Annotated in this window: 21 protein-coding genes; 8 read left to right on the top strand and 13 right to left on the bottom strand. The window is 31.7% G+C overall.

Annotated elements, in window-relative coordinates; all coding sequences use genetic code 11:
- Positions 1-18: 18 nt before the first annotated feature.
- From rseP to rpsB, 7 genes are all read right to left on the bottom strand, one after another.
- Positions 19-1308, bottom strand: a complete 1290-nt coding sequence (gene rseP, locus FM121_RS11625) for an RIP metalloprotease RseP (protein WP_086952328.1) — start codon at positions 1306-1308, stop codon at positions 19-21.
- 27 nt (positions 1309-1335) lie between these two features.
- Positions 1336-2124, bottom strand: coding sequence for a phosphatidate cytidylyltransferase (locus tag FM121_RS11620; protein ID WP_086952327.1), 789 nt, complete (start codon positions 2122-2124; stop codon positions 1336-1338).
- Between the two features lies 1 nt (position 2125).
- Entirely contained in the window at positions 2126-2920 is a 795-nt protein-coding gene (locus FM121_RS11615) for an isoprenyl transferase (RefSeq protein WP_086952326.1), read from the bottom strand.
- A gap of 200 nt (positions 2921-3120) precedes the next feature.
- Positions 3121-3678 (bottom strand): ribosome recycling factor, encoded by a 558-nt coding sequence (gene frr, locus FM121_RS11610; RefSeq protein WP_086952325.1) that lies wholly within the window; start codon positions 3676-3678, stop codon positions 3121-3123.
- 1 nt (position 3679) lies between these two features.
- A complete protein-coding gene (gene pyrH / locus FM121_RS11605) occupies positions 3680-4402 on the bottom strand; it encodes a UMP kinase (RefSeq protein ID WP_086952324.1) in 723 nt (240 codons plus the stop codon).
- A gap of 100 nt (positions 4403-4502) precedes the next feature.
- Positions 4503-5381 carry a translation elongation factor Ts gene (gene tsf, locus FM121_RS11600; protein ID WP_086952323.1) on the bottom strand — a complete coding sequence of 293 codons (879 nt, stop codon included), beginning with the start codon at positions 5379-5381 and terminating at the stop codon, positions 4503-4505.
- Between the two features lie 111 nt (positions 5382-5492).
- Positions 5493-6272, bottom strand: coding sequence for a 30S ribosomal protein S2 (gene rpsB, locus FM121_RS11595; RefSeq protein WP_086952322.1), 780 nt, complete (start codon positions 6270-6272; stop codon positions 5493-5495).
- A gap of 236 nt (positions 6273-6508) precedes the next feature.
- On the opposite strand from rpsB, the gene FM121_RS11590 reads away from it, so the two are divergent.
- Both FM121_RS11590 and FM121_RS11585 read left to right on the top strand, forming a co-directional pair.
- Positions 6509-7132 carry a histidine phosphatase family protein gene (locus tag FM121_RS11590; protein ID WP_086952321.1) on the top strand — a complete coding sequence of 208 codons (624 nt, stop codon included), beginning with the start codon at positions 6509-6511 and terminating at the stop codon, positions 7130-7132.
- A 73-nt stretch (positions 7133-7205) separates the two neighbouring features.
- On the top strand, positions 7206-7760 hold the full coding sequence (locus FM121_RS11585) for a hypothetical protein (protein ID WP_086952320.1): 555 nt from the start codon (positions 7206-7208) through the stop codon (positions 7758-7760).
- A gap of 57 nt (positions 7761-7817) precedes the next feature.
- On the opposite strand, the gene FM121_RS11580 is transcribed toward FM121_RS11585, so the two are convergent.
- Positions 7818-9185, bottom strand: coding sequence for a hypothetical protein (locus tag FM121_RS11580; RefSeq protein WP_086952319.1), 1368 nt, complete (start codon positions 9183-9185; stop codon positions 7818-7820).
- 139 nt (positions 9186-9324) lie between these two features.
- Here FM121_RS11580 and FM121_RS11575 point away from each other — a divergent pair, with 139 nt between their 5' ends.
- On the top strand, positions 9325-9954 hold the full coding sequence (locus FM121_RS11575; protein WP_086952318.1) for an MBL fold metallo-hydrolase: 630 nt from the start codon (positions 9325-9327) through the stop codon (positions 9952-9954).
- A gap of 121 nt (positions 9955-10075) precedes the next feature.
- Here the strand turns inward: FM121_RS11575 and FM121_RS11570 are convergent, their stop codons facing one another.
- A complete protein-coding gene (locus tag FM121_RS11570) occupies positions 10076-10579 on the bottom strand; it encodes a PTS sugar transporter subunit IIA (RefSeq protein ID WP_086952317.1) in 504 nt (167 codons plus the stop codon).
- A 186-nt stretch (positions 10580-10765) separates the two neighbouring features.
- On the opposite strand from FM121_RS11570, the gene FM121_RS11565 reads away from it, so the two are divergent.
- From FM121_RS11565 to rpsT, 5 genes are all read left to right on the top strand, one after another.
- Complete coding sequence (locus tag FM121_RS11565; RefSeq protein WP_086952316.1) at positions 10766-11599, top strand: undecaprenyl-diphosphate phosphatase; 834 nt, start codon at positions 10766-10768, stop codon at positions 11597-11599.
- A 197-nt stretch (positions 11600-11796) separates the two neighbouring features.
- The gene (locus tag FM121_RS11560; protein WP_086952315.1) at positions 11797-13728 is read left to right on the top strand and encodes a heavy metal translocating P-type ATPase; all 1932 of its coding nucleotides are present in this window, start codon (positions 11797-11799) and stop codon (positions 13726-13728) included.
- Between the two features lie 113 nt (positions 13729-13841).
- Positions 13842-14372, top strand: a complete 531-nt coding sequence (locus tag FM121_RS11555) for a DUF1836 domain-containing protein (RefSeq protein WP_086952314.1) — start codon at positions 13842-13844, stop codon at positions 14370-14372.
- Complete coding sequence (locus tag FM121_RS11550; protein ID WP_256958454.1) at positions 14373-15224, top strand: DegV family protein; 852 nt, start codon at positions 14373-14375, stop codon at positions 15222-15224.
- 112 nt (positions 15225-15336) lie between these two features.
- Positions 15337-15591, top strand: a complete 255-nt coding sequence (gene rpsT, locus FM121_RS11545) for a 30S ribosomal protein S20 (RefSeq protein WP_086952313.1) — start codon at positions 15337-15339, stop codon at positions 15589-15591.
- Positions 15592-15645: 54 nt separating this feature from the next.
- On the opposite strand, the gene holA is transcribed toward rpsT, so the two are convergent.
- The 4 genes from holA to FM121_RS11525 form a co-directional block, all read right to left on the bottom strand.
- The gene (gene holA / locus FM121_RS11540; protein ID WP_086952312.1) at positions 15646-16662 is read right to left on the bottom strand and encodes a DNA polymerase III subunit delta; all 1017 of its coding nucleotides are present in this window, start codon (positions 16660-16662) and stop codon (positions 15646-15648) included.
- A 56-nt stretch (positions 16663-16718) separates the two neighbouring features.
- Positions 16719-18836 (bottom strand): DNA internalization-related competence protein ComEC/Rec2, encoded by a 2118-nt coding sequence (locus FM121_RS11535; RefSeq protein ID WP_179203864.1) that lies wholly within the window; start codon positions 18834-18836, stop codon positions 16719-16721.
- A gap of 178 nt (positions 18837-19014) precedes the next feature.
- Positions 19015-19515 (bottom strand): ComE operon protein 2, encoded by a 501-nt coding sequence (locus FM121_RS11530; RefSeq protein WP_086952310.1) that lies wholly within the window; start codon positions 19513-19515, stop codon positions 19015-19017.
- 35 nt (positions 19516-19550) lie between these two features.
- Positions 19551-20195, bottom strand: a complete 645-nt coding sequence (locus FM121_RS11525; protein ID WP_086952309.1) for a helix-hairpin-helix domain-containing protein — start codon at positions 20193-20195, stop codon at positions 19551-19553.
- Positions 20196-20244: the final 49 nt, after the last annotated feature.

Here is a 20244-nt window from a genome sequence, read left to right as displayed (position 1 = left end):
CTAACCCCTTTTTAATTTTTAATTAATAAAAAATCGTTGTATATCATTCCAAGTAACTGCCACCATAAGTAACAATAAAATCCCTACGCCAATCATAGTAATCATTACTTCTTTTTCTTGACTAAGCGGTTTACCTCTTATACCTTCATAAATATTTAAAGTCAATTTACCACCATCTAATCCAGGAATAGGAACTAAATTCATAATTCCCAAATTCACTGATAATATCGCTGTAAATGAAAGGATAGCAATAATTCCACTATTCGAAACAGCTTCTGACGCTTTAAAAATCATCACAGGTCCACCTAATTTATTTAAACTAAAATCCGTAATCAAATTACCTAACGCTTTAAATATATTAAGTGAGTTAGAAAATGTTGCTGTTACACCGTATTTAAATTTGCCTACAAATGATAATTTTTCAAAAGTACTAGCAGGGCCTACTCCTAGCATGCCTTGACCTTTTCGAGTTTCATCTTCGCTTTCTAATGGCGTTACCTTAAGTTCTTGTTTGTCTCCTTTTTTAGTTTCAACAACTAAAGATATTTCTTTATTCGCATTAGGGGATACCTCAGTCGAGATATCGTCAAACGTACTTATTTTTTTACCATTGGCTTCAATAATTTTATCCCCTGGTTTAATCCCCGCTTTATCTGCTACGCTATCTTTTTGGACAGCTCCGATAGCACTTGATGGATCCGCTTTGTTAACTCCACCTAGCATAAAAGCGATAATTGTAAATAAAACAAATGAAAGAATAAAGTTATTCATTGGTCCTGCAAAATTTGTCATCATTCGACGGCCTAAACTGGCCGACTGAAACTGAACATCTCTTGGAGCAATTTGAGTTTCTAAGCCATCTTCTTCAATAATTGTTGCATCGTGAGAAACAGGATATCTTTTTTCTTTTGTTTCGTCACCCATTTCATATCCCTTAATAAAAAGCTCATCGATTATATCAAAATCAACTAACTCCACTGGAATACTATTTGGTAATTGAATTTTTTTATTGGGATTAATCTTAGTCACTTGACCAGACTCATCTAAAACTAATGATAACGGCATTCCTGGTGCAAGTTCGATATCTTCATCTCCCTCACCAGCCATTCTAACATAGCCGCCAATCGGAAGCATTCTGATTGTATAGGTAGTACCGTTTTTTCGATGATGAAATAATTTCGGCCCCATTCCAATGGCAAACTCTCTTACTAAAATTCCGCCACGTTTCGCAAAAATAAAATGACCAAATTCATGCACTAATACAATTAAACCAAAAACAAATATAAATGTGACTATTGTTCCTACCATGAGTTATTTCCTTTCTTTACCAATAATCTAAAACAAACCTACTAAATGCATTAATGGAAATACAAATAATAAACTATCGAATCGATCTAATATACCACCGTGCCCTGGTAATATTCTACCAGAATCTTTGACTCCATAGTGTCTTTTATATGCTGATTGAACTAAATCTCCCATTTGTCCAACAATCGAAAACAAGATAGTTAATAGCAACATCACAAAAATATTATACGGTAACGGCCAAAAAATCAAATAAATTGCCGCAACAATAACTGCACAAATAATTCCTCCGATTGACCCTTCGATTGTTTTGTTCGGTGAAATATGAGGAGCTAGTTTATTTTTTCCAAATTTCATGCCACAAAAATAAGCGCCAATATCAGTGGCCCAAACAACAAATAACGCAAACATTAAGACTTGAATCCCTGCTTCTCGAGCTGAAACAAAATTTTGAAATCCAATTCCCACATATAAACTAACGAGTACGGGAAAAGCCGCATCATCAAATGTATAGCTATTTTTTGAAAAGACAGGAACAATTAGAATCAACATTATAACTGTATAATACAATGTAATATCATCAATGTTTGTTGGTAAGAAATCAATAGTTGGAGAAATAGGTAATACTAATAATACTGTCGCAACTATCGCTAAGATACCTTCTAAACTCTTAATTTCTAATCCTCTCATATTAAATAATTCATAAACTCCTACACCTGCCATACAAGCAGCTAGTACATGTAGTGGCATTTCTCCGATAATTATAATCGGGATAAAGAAAACTAATGCTACAACAGCTGTAATAATTCTTTGCTTCATTTTACTTTACTCCTTCTGTCTTTTCTTTTAATCCCCCAAAACGTCTTGTTCTGAGTTGAAATGTGGCTATTGCTTCTTCTAAATGATCAGTTGAAAAATCTGGCCAATAAACATCAGAAAAAAAGAGTTCACTATAGGCAATTTGCCAAAGTAAAAAATTACTTATTCTTTCTTCACCACTCGTTCGAATCAACAAGTCTGGATTTTGTAATTCTTTCCCTAAAGATGCAGTCATTAAGTGACTTGAAAATAATTCCTCATCCACTTCATCTGTGATGCTGCCTTCTTTTGCTAAATCCACTAACTCGTTAACAGCTGTTAAAATCTCGGCTCGGCTTCCGTAATTCAAAGCGAAATTCAAAATCATGCCTGTATTATCTTTTGTCTGATTAATGGCATTTTCAACAGCCCGTTGTGTATGTTCAGGTAAAAATTCTTTATACCCCATTACATTTACACGAACATTTTCTTTGATCAACTCTGGTACAAACACATCAAAAAAATCAACTGGTAATTTCATCAGAAAATTAACTTCATCTGTTGGTCTTTTCCAATTTTCAGTTGAAAACGCATAGAGCGTTAATACCTTAACACCTAAGCGACTCGCATGCTTAGTTATTACTTTAACATTATTCATACCTTCCTTATGTCCTGCTATTCTAGGAAGTAACTTTCTTTGTGCCCACCTACCATTGCCATCCATAATCACAGCAATATGCTTGGGTATATCTTTGGTCTCATCAAATGAAACATTGTCACACTTTTCTTTTTTATCTTTTACAAAAAAATTAAACATTTTAAAGCCCCCTAAAAAGACTTGAGTTACTTGAACTTGTCTTTACTATTGTAGCAAAACCTTCTAAAAAAACCTATACAAAAAGAAAATAATCCTATTTTTTAATAAAAACATAACTCTAAATAATAAAAATCGTGGAATATACCTTAATCTTTCACCTTATCTGAAAGATTAAGATAATACTCCACGACTTTGATTAATTAAACTTCTAGTAATTCTTCTTCTTTTCCAGAAACAATCTTATCAATATTTTTTGTACTTGCATCTGTAATGTCTTGAACTTCTTTTTCTAATGTTCTTAATTCATCTTCAGAAATTTCTTTTGATTTTTCTAATTTTTTCAATTCATCAATTGCGTCACGGCGGATGTTTCTAACTGCCACTTTGGCACTTTCGCCATTTTTTCCTACTTCTTTCGCAAGTTCCTTACGACGTTCTTCTGTTAATTGAGGAATTACCAAACGAATAACAGTTCCATCATTTGTTGGGCTAATCCCAATATCACTTGCCATTATAGCTTTTTCAATATTTTCTAAAGCTGTTTTATCAAATGGAGTAATCATTAGAATACGAGCTTCTGGGATTGAAATACCCGCAATTTGATTTAAAGGTGTTTGAGCACCATAGTAGTCAACAGTAATGCGGTCTAACAAACTTGCGTTGGCACGCCCCGCTCTAATTTGACCTAAATCACGTTGTAAACTTTCTTCTGATTTCGTCATTTTATCTTTAGCGTCATTCAATACTATTTTTTGCATATTATTTTCCCCTCACAGTAGTTCCGATTTGTTCGCCTAAACAAACACGTTTTATATTACCTGCTTCATTGATATTAAACACAACTAGCGGAATATCATTATCCATACTCAAACTGCTAGCCGTTGAATCCATGACAGACAATCCTTTTGAAATAACATCTAAATGAGTTAATTCTTCAAATTTAGTCGCAGTAGAATCTAATTTAGGATCGGCAGAATAAACACCATCTACATTGTTTTTTGCCATCAAGATAACATCAGCATTAATCTCAACTGCTCTAAGTGCTGCAGTTGTATCCGTTGTGAAATAAGGATTTCCAGTTCCACCGGCAAAAATAACAACACGACCTTTTTCTAAATGTCTTACTGCACGACGTCTAATATAAGGTTCAGCAATTTGTCTCATTTCAATTGATGTTTGTACTCTTGTTGGAACACCTTGATTTTCAAGTGTATCTTGCAAAGCAAGTCCATTCATGACAGTCGCTAGCATTCCCATGTAATCAGCTTGGGCACGTTCCATTCCCATCTCTGCTCCAATAGTACCACGCCAAATATTACCTCCGCCAACAACTATAGCAACTTCAACTCCCAGGCTATGAACTTCTTTAATTTCTTTTATCAAATCATTCACGACTGGTGGATTAATTCCAAAGCCTTTATCTCCAGCAAGTGCTTCTCCACTAACCTTAAGTAATATTCTACGATATTTTGGTTCTGTCATTCCAATTACCTCCGTTTAATATCCATACATTCATTTTTGTCTAAAAAAAGGGAGCGCATATATCATTATTAACAATAAATGCGTTCCCGATCAATGACTGTTATTTCATTTGGCTCATAACTTCTGCAGCGAAATCTTCTTCACGTTTTTCGATTCCTTCGCCAACTTCAAAACGAACGAAGCCTTTAACAGTTGCGCCTTTTGAAGCTGCAAATTTTTCAACAGTTGTATCTGGATCTTTAACAAACGGTTGGTCAACTAGACATACTTCAGCTAAAAACTTGCTCATACGTCCCATAACCATTTTTTCTACAATGTTAGCTGGTTTGCCTTCATTTAATGCTTGTTCAGTTAAAACTTTTTTCTCATGTTCTAACTCTTCTGCAGATACTTCTTCTTTTGTTACATAACGAGGATTGATTGCAGCAACATGCATTGCAATATCTTTAGCTGCTTCTTCGTCTGTTGTTCCATCTAAAAGAGTTAAAACAGCGATTTTACCACCCATGTGTAAGTAACCACCGAAAGCTGCGTTATCTTCTTTTTCAAGTAACTCAAAACGACGGAAGTTAATTCTTTCACCGATTACTGTAGTTGCTTCAATAATTTCAGATTCAATTGTACCTTTTTCAGTTTTAATTGCTAATGCTTCTTCCATGTTAGCTGGTTTATTTTCAGCAACTAATCTAGCTACATCTTTAACCAAGTTTTGGAATAATTCATTTTTTGCAACAAAATCTGTTTCTGAATTAATTTCTACGATTGCAGCAGTATTTCCAGCAACATGTACATTTGCTAAACCTTCTGCAGCGATACGATCATTTTTCTTACCAGCTTTAGCCATTCCTTTTTCTCTTAATAAGTCAATAGCTTTTTCTAGATCTCCTTCAACTTCAACTAAAGCACGTTTAGCATCCATCATACCAACACCAGTTAAGTCACGTAATTCTTTAACCATAGTAGCTGTAATTTTAGACATGTATTATTCCTCCGATTTTTTTAATTAAGTAAAAACTGCCCTAAGCAAACAGAACGTAGGCTACTTTGTTCACCTTGACTCCGCCAGCCTAAGACAGCCAATTATATTTGATTATTCAGCGTTTTTTCCTTCAACAGCTTCAACGATTTCTTCGATTGAAGGTGCTTCAGTTGTTTCGCTTGCAAATGTTTCTTCACTTACTTCATCTTCACCTTGACGGCCTTCGATGAATGCATCAGCCATTTTAGCTGAGATTAATTTAACGGCACGGATAGCGTCGTCGTTTGATGGGATAACTACATCAATTTCATCTGGATCACAGTTAGTATCAACCATAGCCACGATTGGAATATTTAATTTATGAGCTTCTTGAACGGCAATACGTTCTTTACGTGGATCAACGATGAACATAACATCAGGAATTCTAGGCATATCAGCGATACCGCCTAAGAATTTTTCTAAACGTTCACGTTGTTTGTTTAATCCAGCAACTTCTTTTTTAGGAAGTAACTCGAACGTTCCTTCTTCTTCCATTTTGTTGATTTGTTTTAAACGTGCGATACGTTTTTGGATTGTATCCCAGTTAGTTAAAGTTCCACCTAACCATCTGTGGTTTACATAGTATTGACCAGAGCGGATAGCTTCATCTTTAATAGCTTCTTGAGCTTGTTTTTTAGTACCTACGAATAAAGCGATTCCGCCTTCTTCAGCTACATTTCTCATGTAGTTGTAAGCATCGTCTACTAAACGAACTGTTTTTTGTAAATCGATGATGTAGATTCCGTTTCTTTCTGTGAAGATATATCTCTTCATTTTTGGGTTCCAGCGACGAGTTTGGTGACCAAAGTGTACACCAGCTTCTAGTAACTGTTTCATTGAAATTACTGCCATTTTTGTTTCCTCCGATTGGTTTTGTATTTCCCTCTCCAAATAGCATCATATTTTAATAGAACTAAACATAGTCTAGCACCACTATTAAAATCACTACGGATGTGGATTAGTGTTTTTAACACCTCTATAAATATAACCTACATCCTTTGTTTTTTCAACATAAAATTTATTTTTTTACTTCATTTATTTTTTCTACTATAATATATACTATCAATTTAAAAGGAGAGTTAATTTTTATGACAACATTTTATTGTGTAAGACATGGAAAAACCGAATTTAATTTAAACAAAATTTTTCAAGGTGGGCTTGCCGATTCTCCACTTTTACCCGAAGGTATCGAAAATGCTAAAAAAGTTGGAATGTATTTAAGTGATATTAACTTCAATCACGCATTTTCTAGTCCACAAAAAAGAGCACAGGATACAGCTAGTAATTTACTGGACAATCATTCTTCTTCATTAGAATTAGAAACAATCGAAAACCTCCGGGAAATGGAATTTGGTTTATGGGATGGTCTCCCAGAAAAAGATTATCATCATTTAAAAGAGTTTCAAAATTTAGTTAATGCACCTCATCTTTATGATCCTACAGATTTTCAAGGTGAAAGTTTTGACTCTTTAATCAAAAGAATGTTGGCTGTTTTTAATCAATTAAGCGAACGCTATCCTGATGACACTATTTTAATTGTTTCCCATGGTTTAGCTTTGCAAACTATTCTTAAATACTTAGATGGTTCCCCACTTTGCGACATTAGAAAAGGACGTTTTCTAGATAATACTAGTGTCACTGTTATCGAAAGCACTCCTAACACATCAAAATTCAACATTCTTAATTGGAATGACACTAGTTTTTTAGACTAATATTTTTAGTTTAAAACAACTCTTTTTCGTGGTACAATACATAGGTTGTATTACGTTAAGGAGTGAGCTAATTATGCCAGAAAAACTAAAATCAGTTGTTTATTTTTTAGATAACCACGAATGGATAAATACCGTGATCAGCTTGATAATGGCTGCTTCAGGAATTTATCTTTTCTTTCATCATACTGCATCCATTTATGAATTATTTATTATGGTTGGCTTATTTGCTATCTTAAAAGGTTTTTTAAATTTCAATACTTTTTTTATCATTGAGACAATCAACAAACATAACAAACAAAAAAATATGTTTCTAATTGGTGCTTTAGTTAATATTTTTATTGGAACATTAATTATTTTAAATATAATTACTAATCCTCTATCATTATTAATCATCACTTCTGTTTGGATGATTATTGATTCTATTCCTTATTTAGTATATGTCTTGAAGAAAAGACTAGGTCAACAATATAAAATAAACCCTTATAAAATTACCTTTAGTTTAATTTTAGTTTGCTCGATTATCACCATTGTTTCTCATTACACACTGATATTCGGACCCGCTATTCCGATGGGATGCTTTTTACTTTTAGCATCAACCAATATTCTATTATTTCAAAGAGAACATTAAAAAAAGCATCACTCACTTAATTGTGACTGATTGCTTTTTTATTTTCACTGGATAATATTAAATAGTTTTATATAATTTTGAATTTCTATATCCTTTAGTAATAACACTTAGGTAGATGATAAAAAACAGCACTAATATGCTTTTGGTTACTTCCAGAGTATAAAAAGCTGAGGGATCTACTGTTTTATAACTATATGATTTTAAAATTTCTTCTAGGCTAACTGTTTTAAATAAAAGTGTTATACCATACATAATCAAGGTCATTATAATTTGATGTAGAATACTACCCAAATTATTTAAGCGATACTTCGATACCAATCGATGATCTTGAGGGAGTTCACTATGAAAATAAACAAATTGATTTAATCTTTGATTTATTTGAGAGATGAATAGGCTAATCATAAAAACTCCTAAGTAAAATAAAAACGGTACAAGCATTAATATAAATCCACATAGTAAACCACTCATTATAAGATAAGGCATCCTTAACTTCGAAACTTTTTTTATCAAAGCATTATATATCAGTGGTGAAATAATAATGCCTAATAAATATAATGTATATATTTTATATAGAGCTGTATTCCCTTCTTGAATTAATTGATTGAAGGTACAAAAAACAAGAATAAAATTTGTCACCATTCCTTTAAATATAATAATACCCGTTAATAATGGTGACAGCCGTCTAACAGGTTTTCTTTTTAGTAAATAAATCAAATATACTATTATTAAAATAGCCAATAAAGTAAAGAATAACGATAGCGAACCTGAAACTCCCAATTTTTTATCTATTTTAATGATAAAAATTGTAAAAAAACCAGTTAAAAATAAAAATAGGGTTTCAAAAATTGGATAATCTGGATAAGAAGCTATTTCCTCAATTTGATAATGAGGATAAACTGAAATAATAATAAATAGTAAAACCAAGTTAATCCCCAAAAAGATAAATGTTGCTGGAATTGACCACTTCACTAAAGTAAATAATACTAATGTAAAAATTGTCGCAAAACCTAATGAATAAATTTGATCTCTTGGTGTAATCCCAAAATCATTCATATTTTTCTCATGAAATTGGACAGTCAAAAAACTAGGATAGAGTAGCCCAGAACAGATACCTAATAGTGCGCCAGATAAAAGACCAAAATAAAAATTCCATTCATACATACTACCAAGTAGTGTCCCCAATATGCCAATAATGATTGAAATTTGTAATAAGCGATTCATTCTAAATGGTTTTAAGCGCAATAAAAATAATATCGTTGTTTTAAAGCTATAATATAAAATAAGTGGTAAAACATATTGACTAACATCTCGATATTTTAAAAAGAGATTGGCAAAAATAAAAATTGGAAATAAATTCATTCCATTAGTTAATACAAAAGGAATAAATTGTAAAGATAGTAATATTTTCTTACTTTTGAGATTCATAAAAAAACTCCTATAGGGATAATTTAGTATTAATATTCTTCCTTTTTTATAGATTAAAAATTATATAATAATGTGATTCTTTGAAATTGTTAGTTGTTATCAGTTATAATATATTATACATCAATAAGGAGGTTTTTTTATGATTCAAGTAAAACAAATTATTACAGGTACTATCGAAGAAAATTGTTATTTGGTCTACAATGAAAATAATATTTTAATCGTCGATCCTGGGAATGACGCTTTAAATATAAAAAAAGAAATAGCATCATTAGAAGCCACGCCAACTGCTATCTTAATAACTCATGCTCACTATGATCACATTGGCGCTCTAGAAGAAATTAGGCAAACTTATCATATCCCCGTTTATATTAGCCCAATCGAGCAAAGTTGGCTGTCAGACCCTACTTTAAATTTCTCTGGTTTAATGCACCACAGTGATATGTCTGATATCGTTTGCCAACCAGCTGAGTTCGAATTTGAAAACTATCATGACTATACTTTAGGAGATATGACGTTTAAAGTAGTGCCCACACCTGGGCATTCTCCTGGGAGTTTGAGTTTTATTTTTGATACTTTCGTTATAACTGGAGATGCTTTATTCAGTGGTAGTATCGGACGAACTGATTTACCATTTGGTGATAGCCAAACGTTACTACATAGTATCCAAACTGAATTATTTACTCTTAATGATGAGATGGTTGCTTATCCTGGGCATAGAGAACCTACAACGATTGGCAAAGAAAAATTAACTAATCCTTTTTTTCAGTAGATAATAATAATGGAACAAGGCGCATCAAAACTCATTTTACTCTGAATAAATTTTTACCACTGACTTTTTAAAATTATTCATATAAAAAAATGAGGCTGACGGTTTTTGTCAGCCTCATTCTTTATTTAACACTTACTTCCCCAATAACCTCACCAGCAGTAACTGTACCTAGTTTAGTTAATTCAATATTTTCTAATTTATCCGCTGTATTAGTGATCGCGACAACTATATCATTCGGTTTTCCAGCTGATGCTAAAAACTCTAAATCAATCTTTGCAATTAGTTTCTCCGAAGTCACTTTATCCCCTTCTTTAACTTTAATATCAAAAGGTTCGCCACCAAGTTCAACAGTATCAATTCCCATGTGAAGTAAAATTTCTAGTCCATTTGCCATCTTAATTCCTAAAGCGTGTTTTGTTGGAAAAATACTCATAATTTCACCTGCAACAGGAGAGTAAACATCACCATTCGTTGGAATTACAGCAAACCCATCGCCCATCATTTTCTGTGAAAATACTGGGTCATTCACTTTATCAATACTTACTACTTCGCCTGCTGCAACAGCATAAATTTTAGAAGTTGCTTCTAATTCTGCTTTTTTATTCTTTTTAAAAATACCAAACATAATTGTCACTCCATTCAAAAAATTGTCTATACCATTATTCTACTACAGATGATAGCGAATAGAAATACTATTCATTATGAAAACTTACAATATTGTTAGCTTTTTTTGAAATAATACTAGTTTTATATTCTATAATCAACTAAACTAATGACTGTAGCATTTATTTAACTTGAAAGGATTGAAACAATGGATTTAATAAATATTTTAAAAGTAATCTTTTTAGGAATCGTTGAAGGGATTACAGAATGGTTACCTATCAGTAGTACAGGACATTTAATTTTAGTAGATGAATTTATTAAACTAGATGCATCGAAAGACTTTATGGAAATGTTTAATGTCGTTATCCAATTAGGAGCAATTATGGCGGTTGTAGTTCTTTACTTTAGTAAATTAAACCCCTTCTCACCATCAAAAACAGCAGGACAAAAAAAAGCAACCTGGTCATTATGGTTTAAGGTAGCATTAGCTTCTATTCCCGCAGGCGTCTTAGGTTTGATTTTCGATGACTTTTTAGAAGAGCATTTTCATAAATTTTTACCTGTAGCTTTAATGTTAATTATTTACGGAGTACTATTTATCATTATTGAAAATCGTAACAAAGGAAAAGAACCTTTAACTAAAACAATGGGGAGCTTAACATACCAAACGGCTTTTATTATTGGTTTATTCCAAGTCCTTTCATTACTTCCTGGAACTTCTCGTTCTGGCGCAACGATCATTGGAGCTATCATCTTTGGTTGTTCTCGTTATGTAGCAGCTGAATTTACTTTCTTCTTAGGAATTCCTGTTATGTTTGGTGCAAGTGGTTATAAGATTTATAAATTCTTAAAAGTAGGTAATTCTTTCGATTCAACTCAAACAATTTTACTTTTACTTGGTAGTGTTGTCGCCTTTGTTATTTCAATTTTTGCTATTAAATTCTTAATGAATTACATTAAAAAGAATGACTTCAAAGTATTTGGTTGGTATCGAATTATTCTAGGGTCACTAATTATTGTTTATTGGCTAATGTTCAAATGAATACCAATACAGTTCGAACTTAACTCTTCGTTAGAAGAATTAAGTTCTTTTTTATTTCTAATTGAGAATTAAATTCAATAAAAACCTACTTTATCAATAATGATTACTGTTGATAATGACTATCATTACTATCTAGATTATAGTTATTCCAATCTGATTCCTTTTATGATACACTCTTTTTGTAGGAGGAGATTAACATGACATATATAAAAGAAAAAAGTAGTCTGATAGCAACTATTATCTGTGGACTATTACTAATAATCGGTTTTATTAATCAAAATACAGATGGCATTATTTATCCATATTTATTTATCATCGGCATGATTATCGGTGGATTTCACCAAACAAAGGACGGTATTATTGATACTATTAAAGACAGACATTTAAACGTCGATTTACTTATGGCACTTGCTGCTGTTGGCGCATGTACAATTGAATATTACTTTGAAGGCATTATGTTAACTTTTATTTTCTCACTAAGTGGGTCTTTAGAAGAGTTTACAACGAACAAAAGTAAAAAAGAAATTGAAAGTTTAATGGAAATCCAACCTGAGAATGCCTTCCTTTTAAATGAGAATGGTCAAACATCAGAAGTTCCAGTTGAGAATTTAAAAATTGGTGATACGTTATTAGTACCGAAAGGAGCCAGTATTCCAATTGATGGTGAGTTGCTAACAATTCATGCAACAATCGACGAAGCTGCCATCACAGGTGAGTCTATTCCTAGAGAAAAAAAAATGAATGAAAATTTATATGCTGGAACAATTAATATAGGTAATTCTTTAAAGATGACAGTTACTAAAGAATCAAAAGATACACTTTTTAGTAAGATCATTCAACTTGTAGATGAAGCCCAAAACACACCTTCTAAAACGGCTAGCTTCTTAAGTAATTTTGAAAATATTTATGTAAAAGTTGTCCTTTTAGTTGTCCCACTAGCTATTTTAATTCCTTATTTTTTAATCGGTTGGTCTTGGAGTGAAAGTTTTTATCGTGGGATGGTGTTACTTGTCGTTGCTTCTCCTTGTGCTCTCGTTGCTTCTGCGACACCTGCTACTTTAGCAGCTATCTCTCATGGCGCTAAAAACGGCGTTCTTTTCAAAGGGGGTATTTATCTTGAGGCTTTAGCAGATTTAAAAGCCATCACTTTTGATAAAACAGGGACAATTACAAAAGGATCACCTGTTGTTACAGATGAAATTTTTATGATAGAAAATAGACAAGATATCATTGATGCTTTGGTGGCGATTGAAACTGAGTCAACCCACCCACTTGCGAATGCTATTACAACAAAGTATATCCCTTTAGTCTCTAATAAATACGCCCTTGAAGTCAATGATATTACTGGTTCTGGTATGTTAGGACTTGATAATAATAATGAATGGAAAGTTGGTAATGTTGACTTCGTCACTTCCCTTCCTCTTTCTGAAGAAATTATCAAAAAAACTGAGCAATTACAAAATGAAGGAAAAACAGTTATTTATTTTTCAAAAAATAACCAAGTTATCGCCTTCTTCGGTTTACTAGATGTGCCTAAAACAGAAGCGATTGAAACCATTAAATACTTCAGAGATAATAATATACAAACAACTATGCTAACTGGTGATCACTCTCAAACCGCTAATGCAGTGGCTAAAATGATTGGTATTGATGCTGTTATCGCAGATTGCCTACCAGAAGATAAAACTATTTTTATTAAAGAACAAAAAGAGAAATTTGGCATTAACGCTATGATTGGTGACGGTGTTAACGATGCCCCTGCTTTAGCCAATGCCTCAATCGGAATTGCGATGGGACAAGGAACTGATATCGCGATTGATGTAGCTGATATTGTTTTAATGAAAGATGATTTAAGTAAACTAGCAGTCAGCCACCAGCTTTCATTGAAATTGAAAAAAATAGTTAAACAAAATATTATTTTTTCATTATCTGTGATTGCCATTCTTATCTTTTCAAACTTTTTTAAAGTAATTAATTTACCTTTAGGCGTTATTGGACATGAAGGTAGTACTATTTTAGTTATTTTAAATGGACTTAGAATGCTTCAAAAATTACCGATTGAGAAAAAAATTGAAAAAACAGAAGAATCCTATAGACCATCAAAACAATTGAACAAACAAATCAATTAAATTTCTAAAGACTTCATAAAAAATTGAAGTCTTTTTTTCATTTTTATTGTAATTATCAAAAACCCATGATATAGTTTTGATTACTAGATGAACTTTTTAAGGAGACCAGATAAATGCCAAATAAAGAATGGGAAGATAATCTAGCTGAACTAATCCTTCCTAGATGGGATGAACTTCCAGAAATTGACATCTATATGGATCAGTTAGTCCAGTATGTGATCATACATACTTCTGACTTAAAGTTAAGCCACTCAAAAGATATCACACCGTCAATGATTAATAATTATGTAAAGCTTAAACTAGTTCCAAAACCACACAAGAAAAAATATGGACGTAATCACTTAGCACGAATTATGGTCATCACTATTTTAAAGCAAGCTTTTGAGATTCCTGCTATAAAAAGTGGCATTGAATTTCAAATAGATTCAACTGATTCAAGAGATGCTTATAATTTCTTTTGTGACCATCTCGAAGCAACTATTAAATATTTTATTTTAAAAGAGAATGAGAGTACTAGCATTGACCATATCAAACATGGCTATACTCCAATTCAGATGGCTTGTACTACTTTTATCGCAAAACTAATTACTGAAAACAGCTTAAACGACTTACTAACCCAAAATAAACTCCTGGAGGAAAATTAATTGAAAGAAAAAATTGCCTTACTTGTTGATTCAGCAATGGATACACCACCCGAATTAATAGAATTAGGAGGAATTTTTGTCGCCCCTTTAAATATTAACTACCGTGACCGAAGCTACATGGATAAAATTGAAATTACCTCTAAAGAAGTCTATGATCGGATTGATATTGAACTACCTAAAACATCGTTACCCTCTATTTCTTATATCCAAGATCTTATTGTTCAAATCAAAGAACAAGGATACGATAAAATTCTATGTATGTCGATTTCAAGTAATTTAAGTGGCACTCACAATGCACTTCGCTTAGCTCTTGAAGAACATCCAGAAATTGAAAGTTTCATCGTTGATACAAAAAGTATTGGTGGTGGCGCTGGAATTCAAGCTGCTTACATGAAAATAGAAATTGATAAAGGACTTCCTTTTTCTGAATTAAAAATAGTTGCTGCTGAATTACCCCAAAAAGGAAAAGTTTTTTTCAGTATGGCAACCTTAGAATATTTGAAAAAAGGCGGTCGTATTGGTTTAGTTACTTCTATTATTGGTTCTGCACTTCATTTAAACCCTATCATCTCTTGTAATGAAGACGGTATCTACCATACAGTTGGTAAAGCACGTGGTCGTAAAAAAGGACTGAGTAAACTAATGAACTGTGTTGAGAAAACAATTGGGGATGCTGAACAATACGATTTAGCTATTTCTTATGGAACTGATCTTGAAGAGGCTAACCAACTAATGGAAAAAATGAAAGAATCTTTTAGTAAATATCGATACTTCTACATCGATGAAGTAAGCCCAGTTTTAGGTGTTTACTCCGGACCAGATTTTATTGGTGTTTCTGTTTTACCAATTTAATCGATATCTTTTTACATTATTTATTGCAAACTTATTGTGCTTTCTGTATAATGAGAATGTTGAATTATATTTGTTAATCAAATATAAACTCTATGTCGGAGGTGAATTTTTAATGCCAAACATCGAATCTGCTATCAAACGCGTTCGCACTAGTGAAAAATCAAATGAAGCTAACTCTGCTAAATTAAGCAGAATGCGTACTGCTGTGAAAAATTTTGAAAAAGCTGTAGAAGCAAATGCTGATAACCAACAAGAATTATTAGTAGCTGCTACTAGAGAAATTGATGTAGTCTCTTCAAAAGGACTTATTCATCAAAATAAAGCTAACCGCGAAAAATCTCGCTTAGCTAAAAAATTAGCTAAATAATAAAAACTTGATGGACTGAAATCATTACGATTTCAAGTCATCAAGTTTTTTATTTTATCTTTTTTTCAATAAAAACATTTCAAAGATAAGTTCTTTATCCATTTGACCTGTCTTTATTTGATAATCTATATCGATTAACTCGTTAAACATCTCACCCAAAGTACCTAATGTTAAATTTTTACTTTGATTAACCGCTAATTTTACTCGGTAAGGATGAATTTTAAGTGTATCCGTGATATTGCTTTGTTGATAATTCATATCTAGTAATAACTTCACCTGTAATAATAAACGTACTTGACCTAATAAAACAGCAATTACTTTAATTGTTTCCTCTCCATCGTGAATAAGATCATGATATAAAGATAATGATTGCATCATTTGGTTAGATAATACATATTGACTTAAATCAAAAATATTATGCTCTAGAGACTTTGGAATTAACGCCTCTACATCAGTTCGCTTAATAATTTTAGTATCTAACCGATACAAAAATAATTTATCTAATTCATTCATCATTCGGCTTAAATCCATATCTGTTAAATAAGTCAGTTGCTCAAAGGCTAGTTTGTCAATTTGATATCCTTCGTTCTCAATATATTGCTTCAAATAGGGAGTTAACTCTTTTTCGGACATTTGTTTCACATCAACAAGACAACTTTCTTTTTTCAATAGTTTTACTATTTTTTTCCGTTCGTCCATCTTTTCATAACTAGCAATAAAAACAAGAATAGTTGTTTCTAGAGGATTTTCTAAATAAGAATTAAGAGATGAAACATCATGTTCTAAATCATTTTTTCTTCTTTCTCCGGTTAAAAAATAGGGATTTTCAACAAAGATGACTTTATAATCACCAAAAAAAGGAACTGTTTCTGCTTCATGAATCACTTGACTGACTTCGACCTCCCCCATATCAAAGGTAATGAAATTAAATTCATCTTCTCCATCAACCGAAATTTCTTGCTTTAAGGTATTTTTAAACATATTAATTAAATGACGCTCTGTTCCAAATAATGTATAAATCGGTTTAAAATTCTTTTTTCTTAGTTCTGCTAATTCCTTTTGTAATGACACTTTTCATTCACCCACTTTAAATTACATCCTATCATAAAATACATCTTTATATCTATCTATTTTATTGTCTTTACACTAGAAATATTTTTTTTATATTTATTCCAAGTAAAATAAATCATCCCTTGTTCATCTGTTTCATAATACGGAATTCCATGATTATCTAGATTTTCGATTGTTTCTTCTGATGGGTGGTTATACCGATTATTAAGTCCACAGGAGATTGTAACTAACTCTGGAGCAACTCTTTCTAAAAATTCGGGATGTGTTGATGTTTTACTGCCATGATGCCCCGCCTTTAATACATCAGCTTTTAAATCAATCTCTGGATTAGCCATCAATTGTTGTTCCCCTTCTTTTTCCAAATCTCCTGTTAAAAGAAATTTTTTATTTTTAATCGTTAACATCATTACCAGTGAATCATTATTTTGACCATCACCTTTTTTATCAGGAAACAAGCACTTTAAGCTAACTCCTTCTTTTGACCAAGAGTTATTAGTTTTTATTATTTTTTTATTAGCCCTATCAAGCCCTTGATAATTAAGCATTTTTTTGAAATTCACTTGATTGGCTGTTCCTTCCCCAAAATAAAGTGATTTGATATTAAAAGCGTCACTCACTCGATCTAAATCACCAAAATGATCTTCATGGGCATGAGAAATAAATACGGTATCAATTTTTTTAACGCCACGACTTTTTAAAAAAGGAATCAACGTATAATCTGCACCTCTTTTGTCAGATCTTTTTTGCCAGTCTTCTACTTTAAAATCAAGCCTACCTCCAGTATCTAATAAGTAATTTCCTTTATGATGAGGTAACTGGAGAAAGATAGCATCTCCTTGCCCGATATCAACAAAAGCGATTATTCCACTAGGATTCATGTATTTATAGAAAGGCATTAATAAAGTGACACTACTTAGAAAACAAAATTTTAAACTGATTTTAAAGTGATTTTTTTCAAATTCTCTTAAAATAAGTAATTGCGAAACGATTAAAATAACTAATAAAGTTAATGGTAGCTTACCAACTACTTGATGTGAAAAATCGATATCATTTAAAGTATTTCCGATTTTTTGAAAAAGTATCAGAAAGCGCTCAACAAATAGAAAATGATACCCTCTAAAAACAAAAGATAATAAAAAGCTGATTAATAAAATCGGCATTAATAAACACAGTATAAACGATCCTAAAACGAGATTCATAAAAAAACTCAAAAAATTCCATTCATAAAAATGATACCAAATAAGCGGTAGCGATAGGGTTGATAAAATAATATTAAAACTAAGAAATTTTAGAAATGGTTGTTTTATTTTTTTGATAATCGGATTCAACATTATAATTAAGAATGTCATATAATATGTTAGTTGCCCTCCAACTGTCAATAAAACATAAGGATCAAATAAAGAGTTGATAAACAACGCAATGGACCAGCAATCTAGATTACTTAACTTACACTCATACTTACGATTAAGTTGCTTCGTTATATGCTGAAGACCAGCTCTAACCATTCCAGGTCCCAAACCCGTCATAATCATAACAAAAAAAGTAAACAATAGGTTCCACTTGAATAAGTTTTCTTTTGTCATAGCACATCTTAACAAAAGATAATCAAAAATGAATAAGAAAAAATAAATATGCATGCCAGATAAACTAAATAAATGAGCCACACCTAAATCTCGCCATGTTTTCTGATAATTGCCTGGTCCGTTATTTTGAAACCCAAAAATCAAAGAGTTCAGATAACTTTGAGTTAATTCCTCAAAGTGGTTCTTATTATGAATAAAACAAGCTCTACGCCATTCTTTAAGTTTTCCGAATATTTGATACCATTTATTATCATACGACTTAATTCTGATTATTTCATTTAAATTATATCGCTTAAAATGACCTTTATTTTCTAAGTACTTACTGTAATCAAATCCGTTTAAATTCCGATTACCAGAAAGTTCAGCTAATTCTACTTTACCTGTTATTATAAGTGTTTTTTTATTATTTTCGATAAAGTTTTTTTCTTTTTCATTTTTCAAAATATAAGTTATAAGAACAGGGTCTTTTTTAATCCCTAATTTACCTTCAAAACTTAAGACAGCTCCATCAACCTTTATCGTATCAGGAACAAGGGAAATAGAAACTGCCTGATTCTCTTGATAATCATTTGGAAAGCTATTAAGTTTCACCCACCAAAAAAGCGTGCTAAATAATATTAAGATACCTGTTAATAATAGTATCTCTTTATTTCTAAAACAAATAATTCTAAGCAATACAATAAAAAACAAAATAAGATATGGTAATTTTTTTTCCTTTAACAATATTAAATAGACAACAAATAAAATAATCGGGAAAAAATATAAGCCTCTATTCTCCTTTAGAAGGTAAATTGGTTTCATCACCAAAATCTAAAGATTCGAAATATTTTTTTGAAAGTTTAACTTGATGGACTGAAGCACCTGCTTGCTCGATTAAACGAATAGCATATTCATTATTATGATAATCTTTCAAATAATGAATTGTTTTAATACCTGATTGGAGAATCATCTTGGTACATTGTAAACACGGGAAATGAGTAACATAAATTTCAGCTTTATCTGTTTTAACACCGAATTTTGCACATTGTAGAATTGCATTCATCTCAGCATGTATTGTCCGAACACAGTGCTCATCAACTAAGTAACATCCTTCATCAATACAATGAACATCTCCACTGACTGAACCATTATATCCTCCAGCTATAATCCGCTTATCCCTTACAATTGTTGCCCCTACGGCTAATCTTGTACACGTACTTCTTAGAGACAGCAGTAAACTTTGCCCCATAAAATATTGATCCCAAGGAATTCTTTCATAATTTTTTTCCATTTTAAAAAACCCCTTTCTCTTACTATAAGCTTCTCTTAAATTGTAATTGATTCTCGCAAACTTTCAAATGTTTTTTCACCAAATCCATTAACTTTCTTTAAATCTTCAATTGATTCAAAAGAGCCATTTTCTTCCCGATGTTCAATAATTTTCTCTGCTTTCTTTTCACCAATCCCATTTAGCGTCATCAACTCTTCTTTACTTGCTTGGTTCAAATTGATTTTTCCTTCTTCGCTTTTTGTACTTTTATCATTAGTTCCATTTACAGCCACAGTATTTTGTAATTCAGCTATCTCTTCTCCCTCTTTTGGAATATAAATAACCATCTGATCTTCAATTCTTTGAGAAAAATTAATCTGTTTATCATCTGCTTCTTTAAGCAACCCACCTGACAGCTCTATTACATTAAGAATTCTCATCTCTGGTGTCACTTCATACATTCCTGGTTTGACAACCGCTCCTTTAATGTCCACATACATTTTAGAATCAGATTTAATTGCTGAACTAGATTCACTTGTTACAACACTATTGGATTCTTTACTAAATTCTAAAACCGTTTTTGATTGACTATCATCTGATTTTAAAAACAGAAAAGCACCTACCACAAGTAATACTATAATTAATACTCCTAATAAAATGACTAATTTTTCTTGCTTTATGTACTTTTTTACTTTTCTCATTAACTCTTCCTCCTTACTTATAAAATATGAAAAAAAAAGCAAGAAATGT

The sequence above is a fragment of the Vagococcus fluvialis bH819 genome (assembly GCF_900163795.1).
Taxonomy (GTDB): domain Bacteria; phylum Bacillota; class Bacilli; order Lactobacillales; family Vagococcaceae; genus Vagococcus; species Vagococcus fluvialis_A.
This window is presented reverse-complemented; position numbering and strand designations above follow the sequence as displayed.

Coding starts and splice junctions, on each gene's coding strand:
- FM121_RS11565 (WP_086952316.1), top strand. CDS start 10,766: ATGGATTTAATAAATATTTTAAAAGTAATCTTTTTAGGAATCGTTGAA.
- rpsT (WP_086952313.1), top strand. CDS start 15,337: ATGCCAAACATCGAATCTGCTATCAAACGCGTTCGCACTAGTGAAAAA.
- FM121_RS11590 (WP_086952321.1), top strand. CDS start 6,509: ATGACAACATTTTATTGTGTAAGACATGGAAAAACCGAATTTAATTTA.
- tsf (WP_086952323.1), bottom strand. CDS start 5,381: ATGTCTAAAATTACAGCTACTATGGTTAAAGAATTACGTGACTTAACT.
- FM121_RS11530 (WP_086952310.1), bottom strand. CDS start 19,515: ATGGAAAAAAATTATGAAAGAATTCCTTGGGATCAATATTTTATGGGG.
- FM121_RS11620 (WP_086952327.1), bottom strand. CDS start 2,124: ATGAAGCAAAGAATTATTACAGCTGTTGTAGCATTAGTTTTCTTTATC.
- rpsB (WP_086952322.1), bottom strand. CDS start 6,272: ATGGCAGTAATTTCAATGAAACAGTTACTAGAAGCTGGTGTACACTTT.
- frr (WP_086952325.1), bottom strand. CDS start 3,678: ATGCAAAAAATAGTATTGAATGACGCTAAAGATAAAATGACGAAATCA.
- FM121_RS11570 (WP_086952317.1), bottom strand. CDS start 10,579: ATGTTTGGTATTTTTAAAAAGAATAAAAAAGCAGAATTAGAAGCAACT.
- pyrH (WP_086952324.1), bottom strand. CDS start 4,402: ATGACAGAACCAAAATATCGTAGAATATTACTTAAGGTTAGTGGAGAA.
- FM121_RS11560 (WP_086952315.1), top strand. CDS start 11,797: ATGACATATATAAAAGAAAAAAGTAGTCTGATAGCAACTATTATCTGT.
- FM121_RS11525 (WP_086952309.1), bottom strand. CDS start 20,195: ATGAGAAAAGTAAAAAAGTACATAAAGCAAGAAAAATTAGTCATTTTA.
- FM121_RS11575 (WP_086952318.1), top strand. CDS start 9,325: ATGATTCAAGTAAAACAAATTATTACAGGTACTATCGAAGAAAATTGT.
- rseP (WP_086952328.1), bottom strand. CDS start 1,308: ATGGTAGGAACAATAGTCACATTTATATTTGTTTTTGGTTTAATTGTA.
- FM121_RS11615 (WP_086952326.1), bottom strand. CDS start 2,920: ATGTTTAATTTTTTTGTAAAAGATAAAAAAGAAAAGTGTGACAATGTT.
- FM121_RS11580 (WP_086952319.1), bottom strand. CDS start 9,185: ATGAATCTCAAAAGTAAGAAAATATTACTATCTTTACAATTTATTCCT.
- FM121_RS11585 (WP_086952320.1), top strand. CDS start 7,206: ATGCCAGAAAAACTAAAATCAGTTGTTTATTTTTTAGATAACCACGAA.
- FM121_RS11555 (WP_086952314.1), top strand. CDS start 13,842: ATGCCAAATAAAGAATGGGAAGATAATCTAGCTGAACTAATCCTTCCT.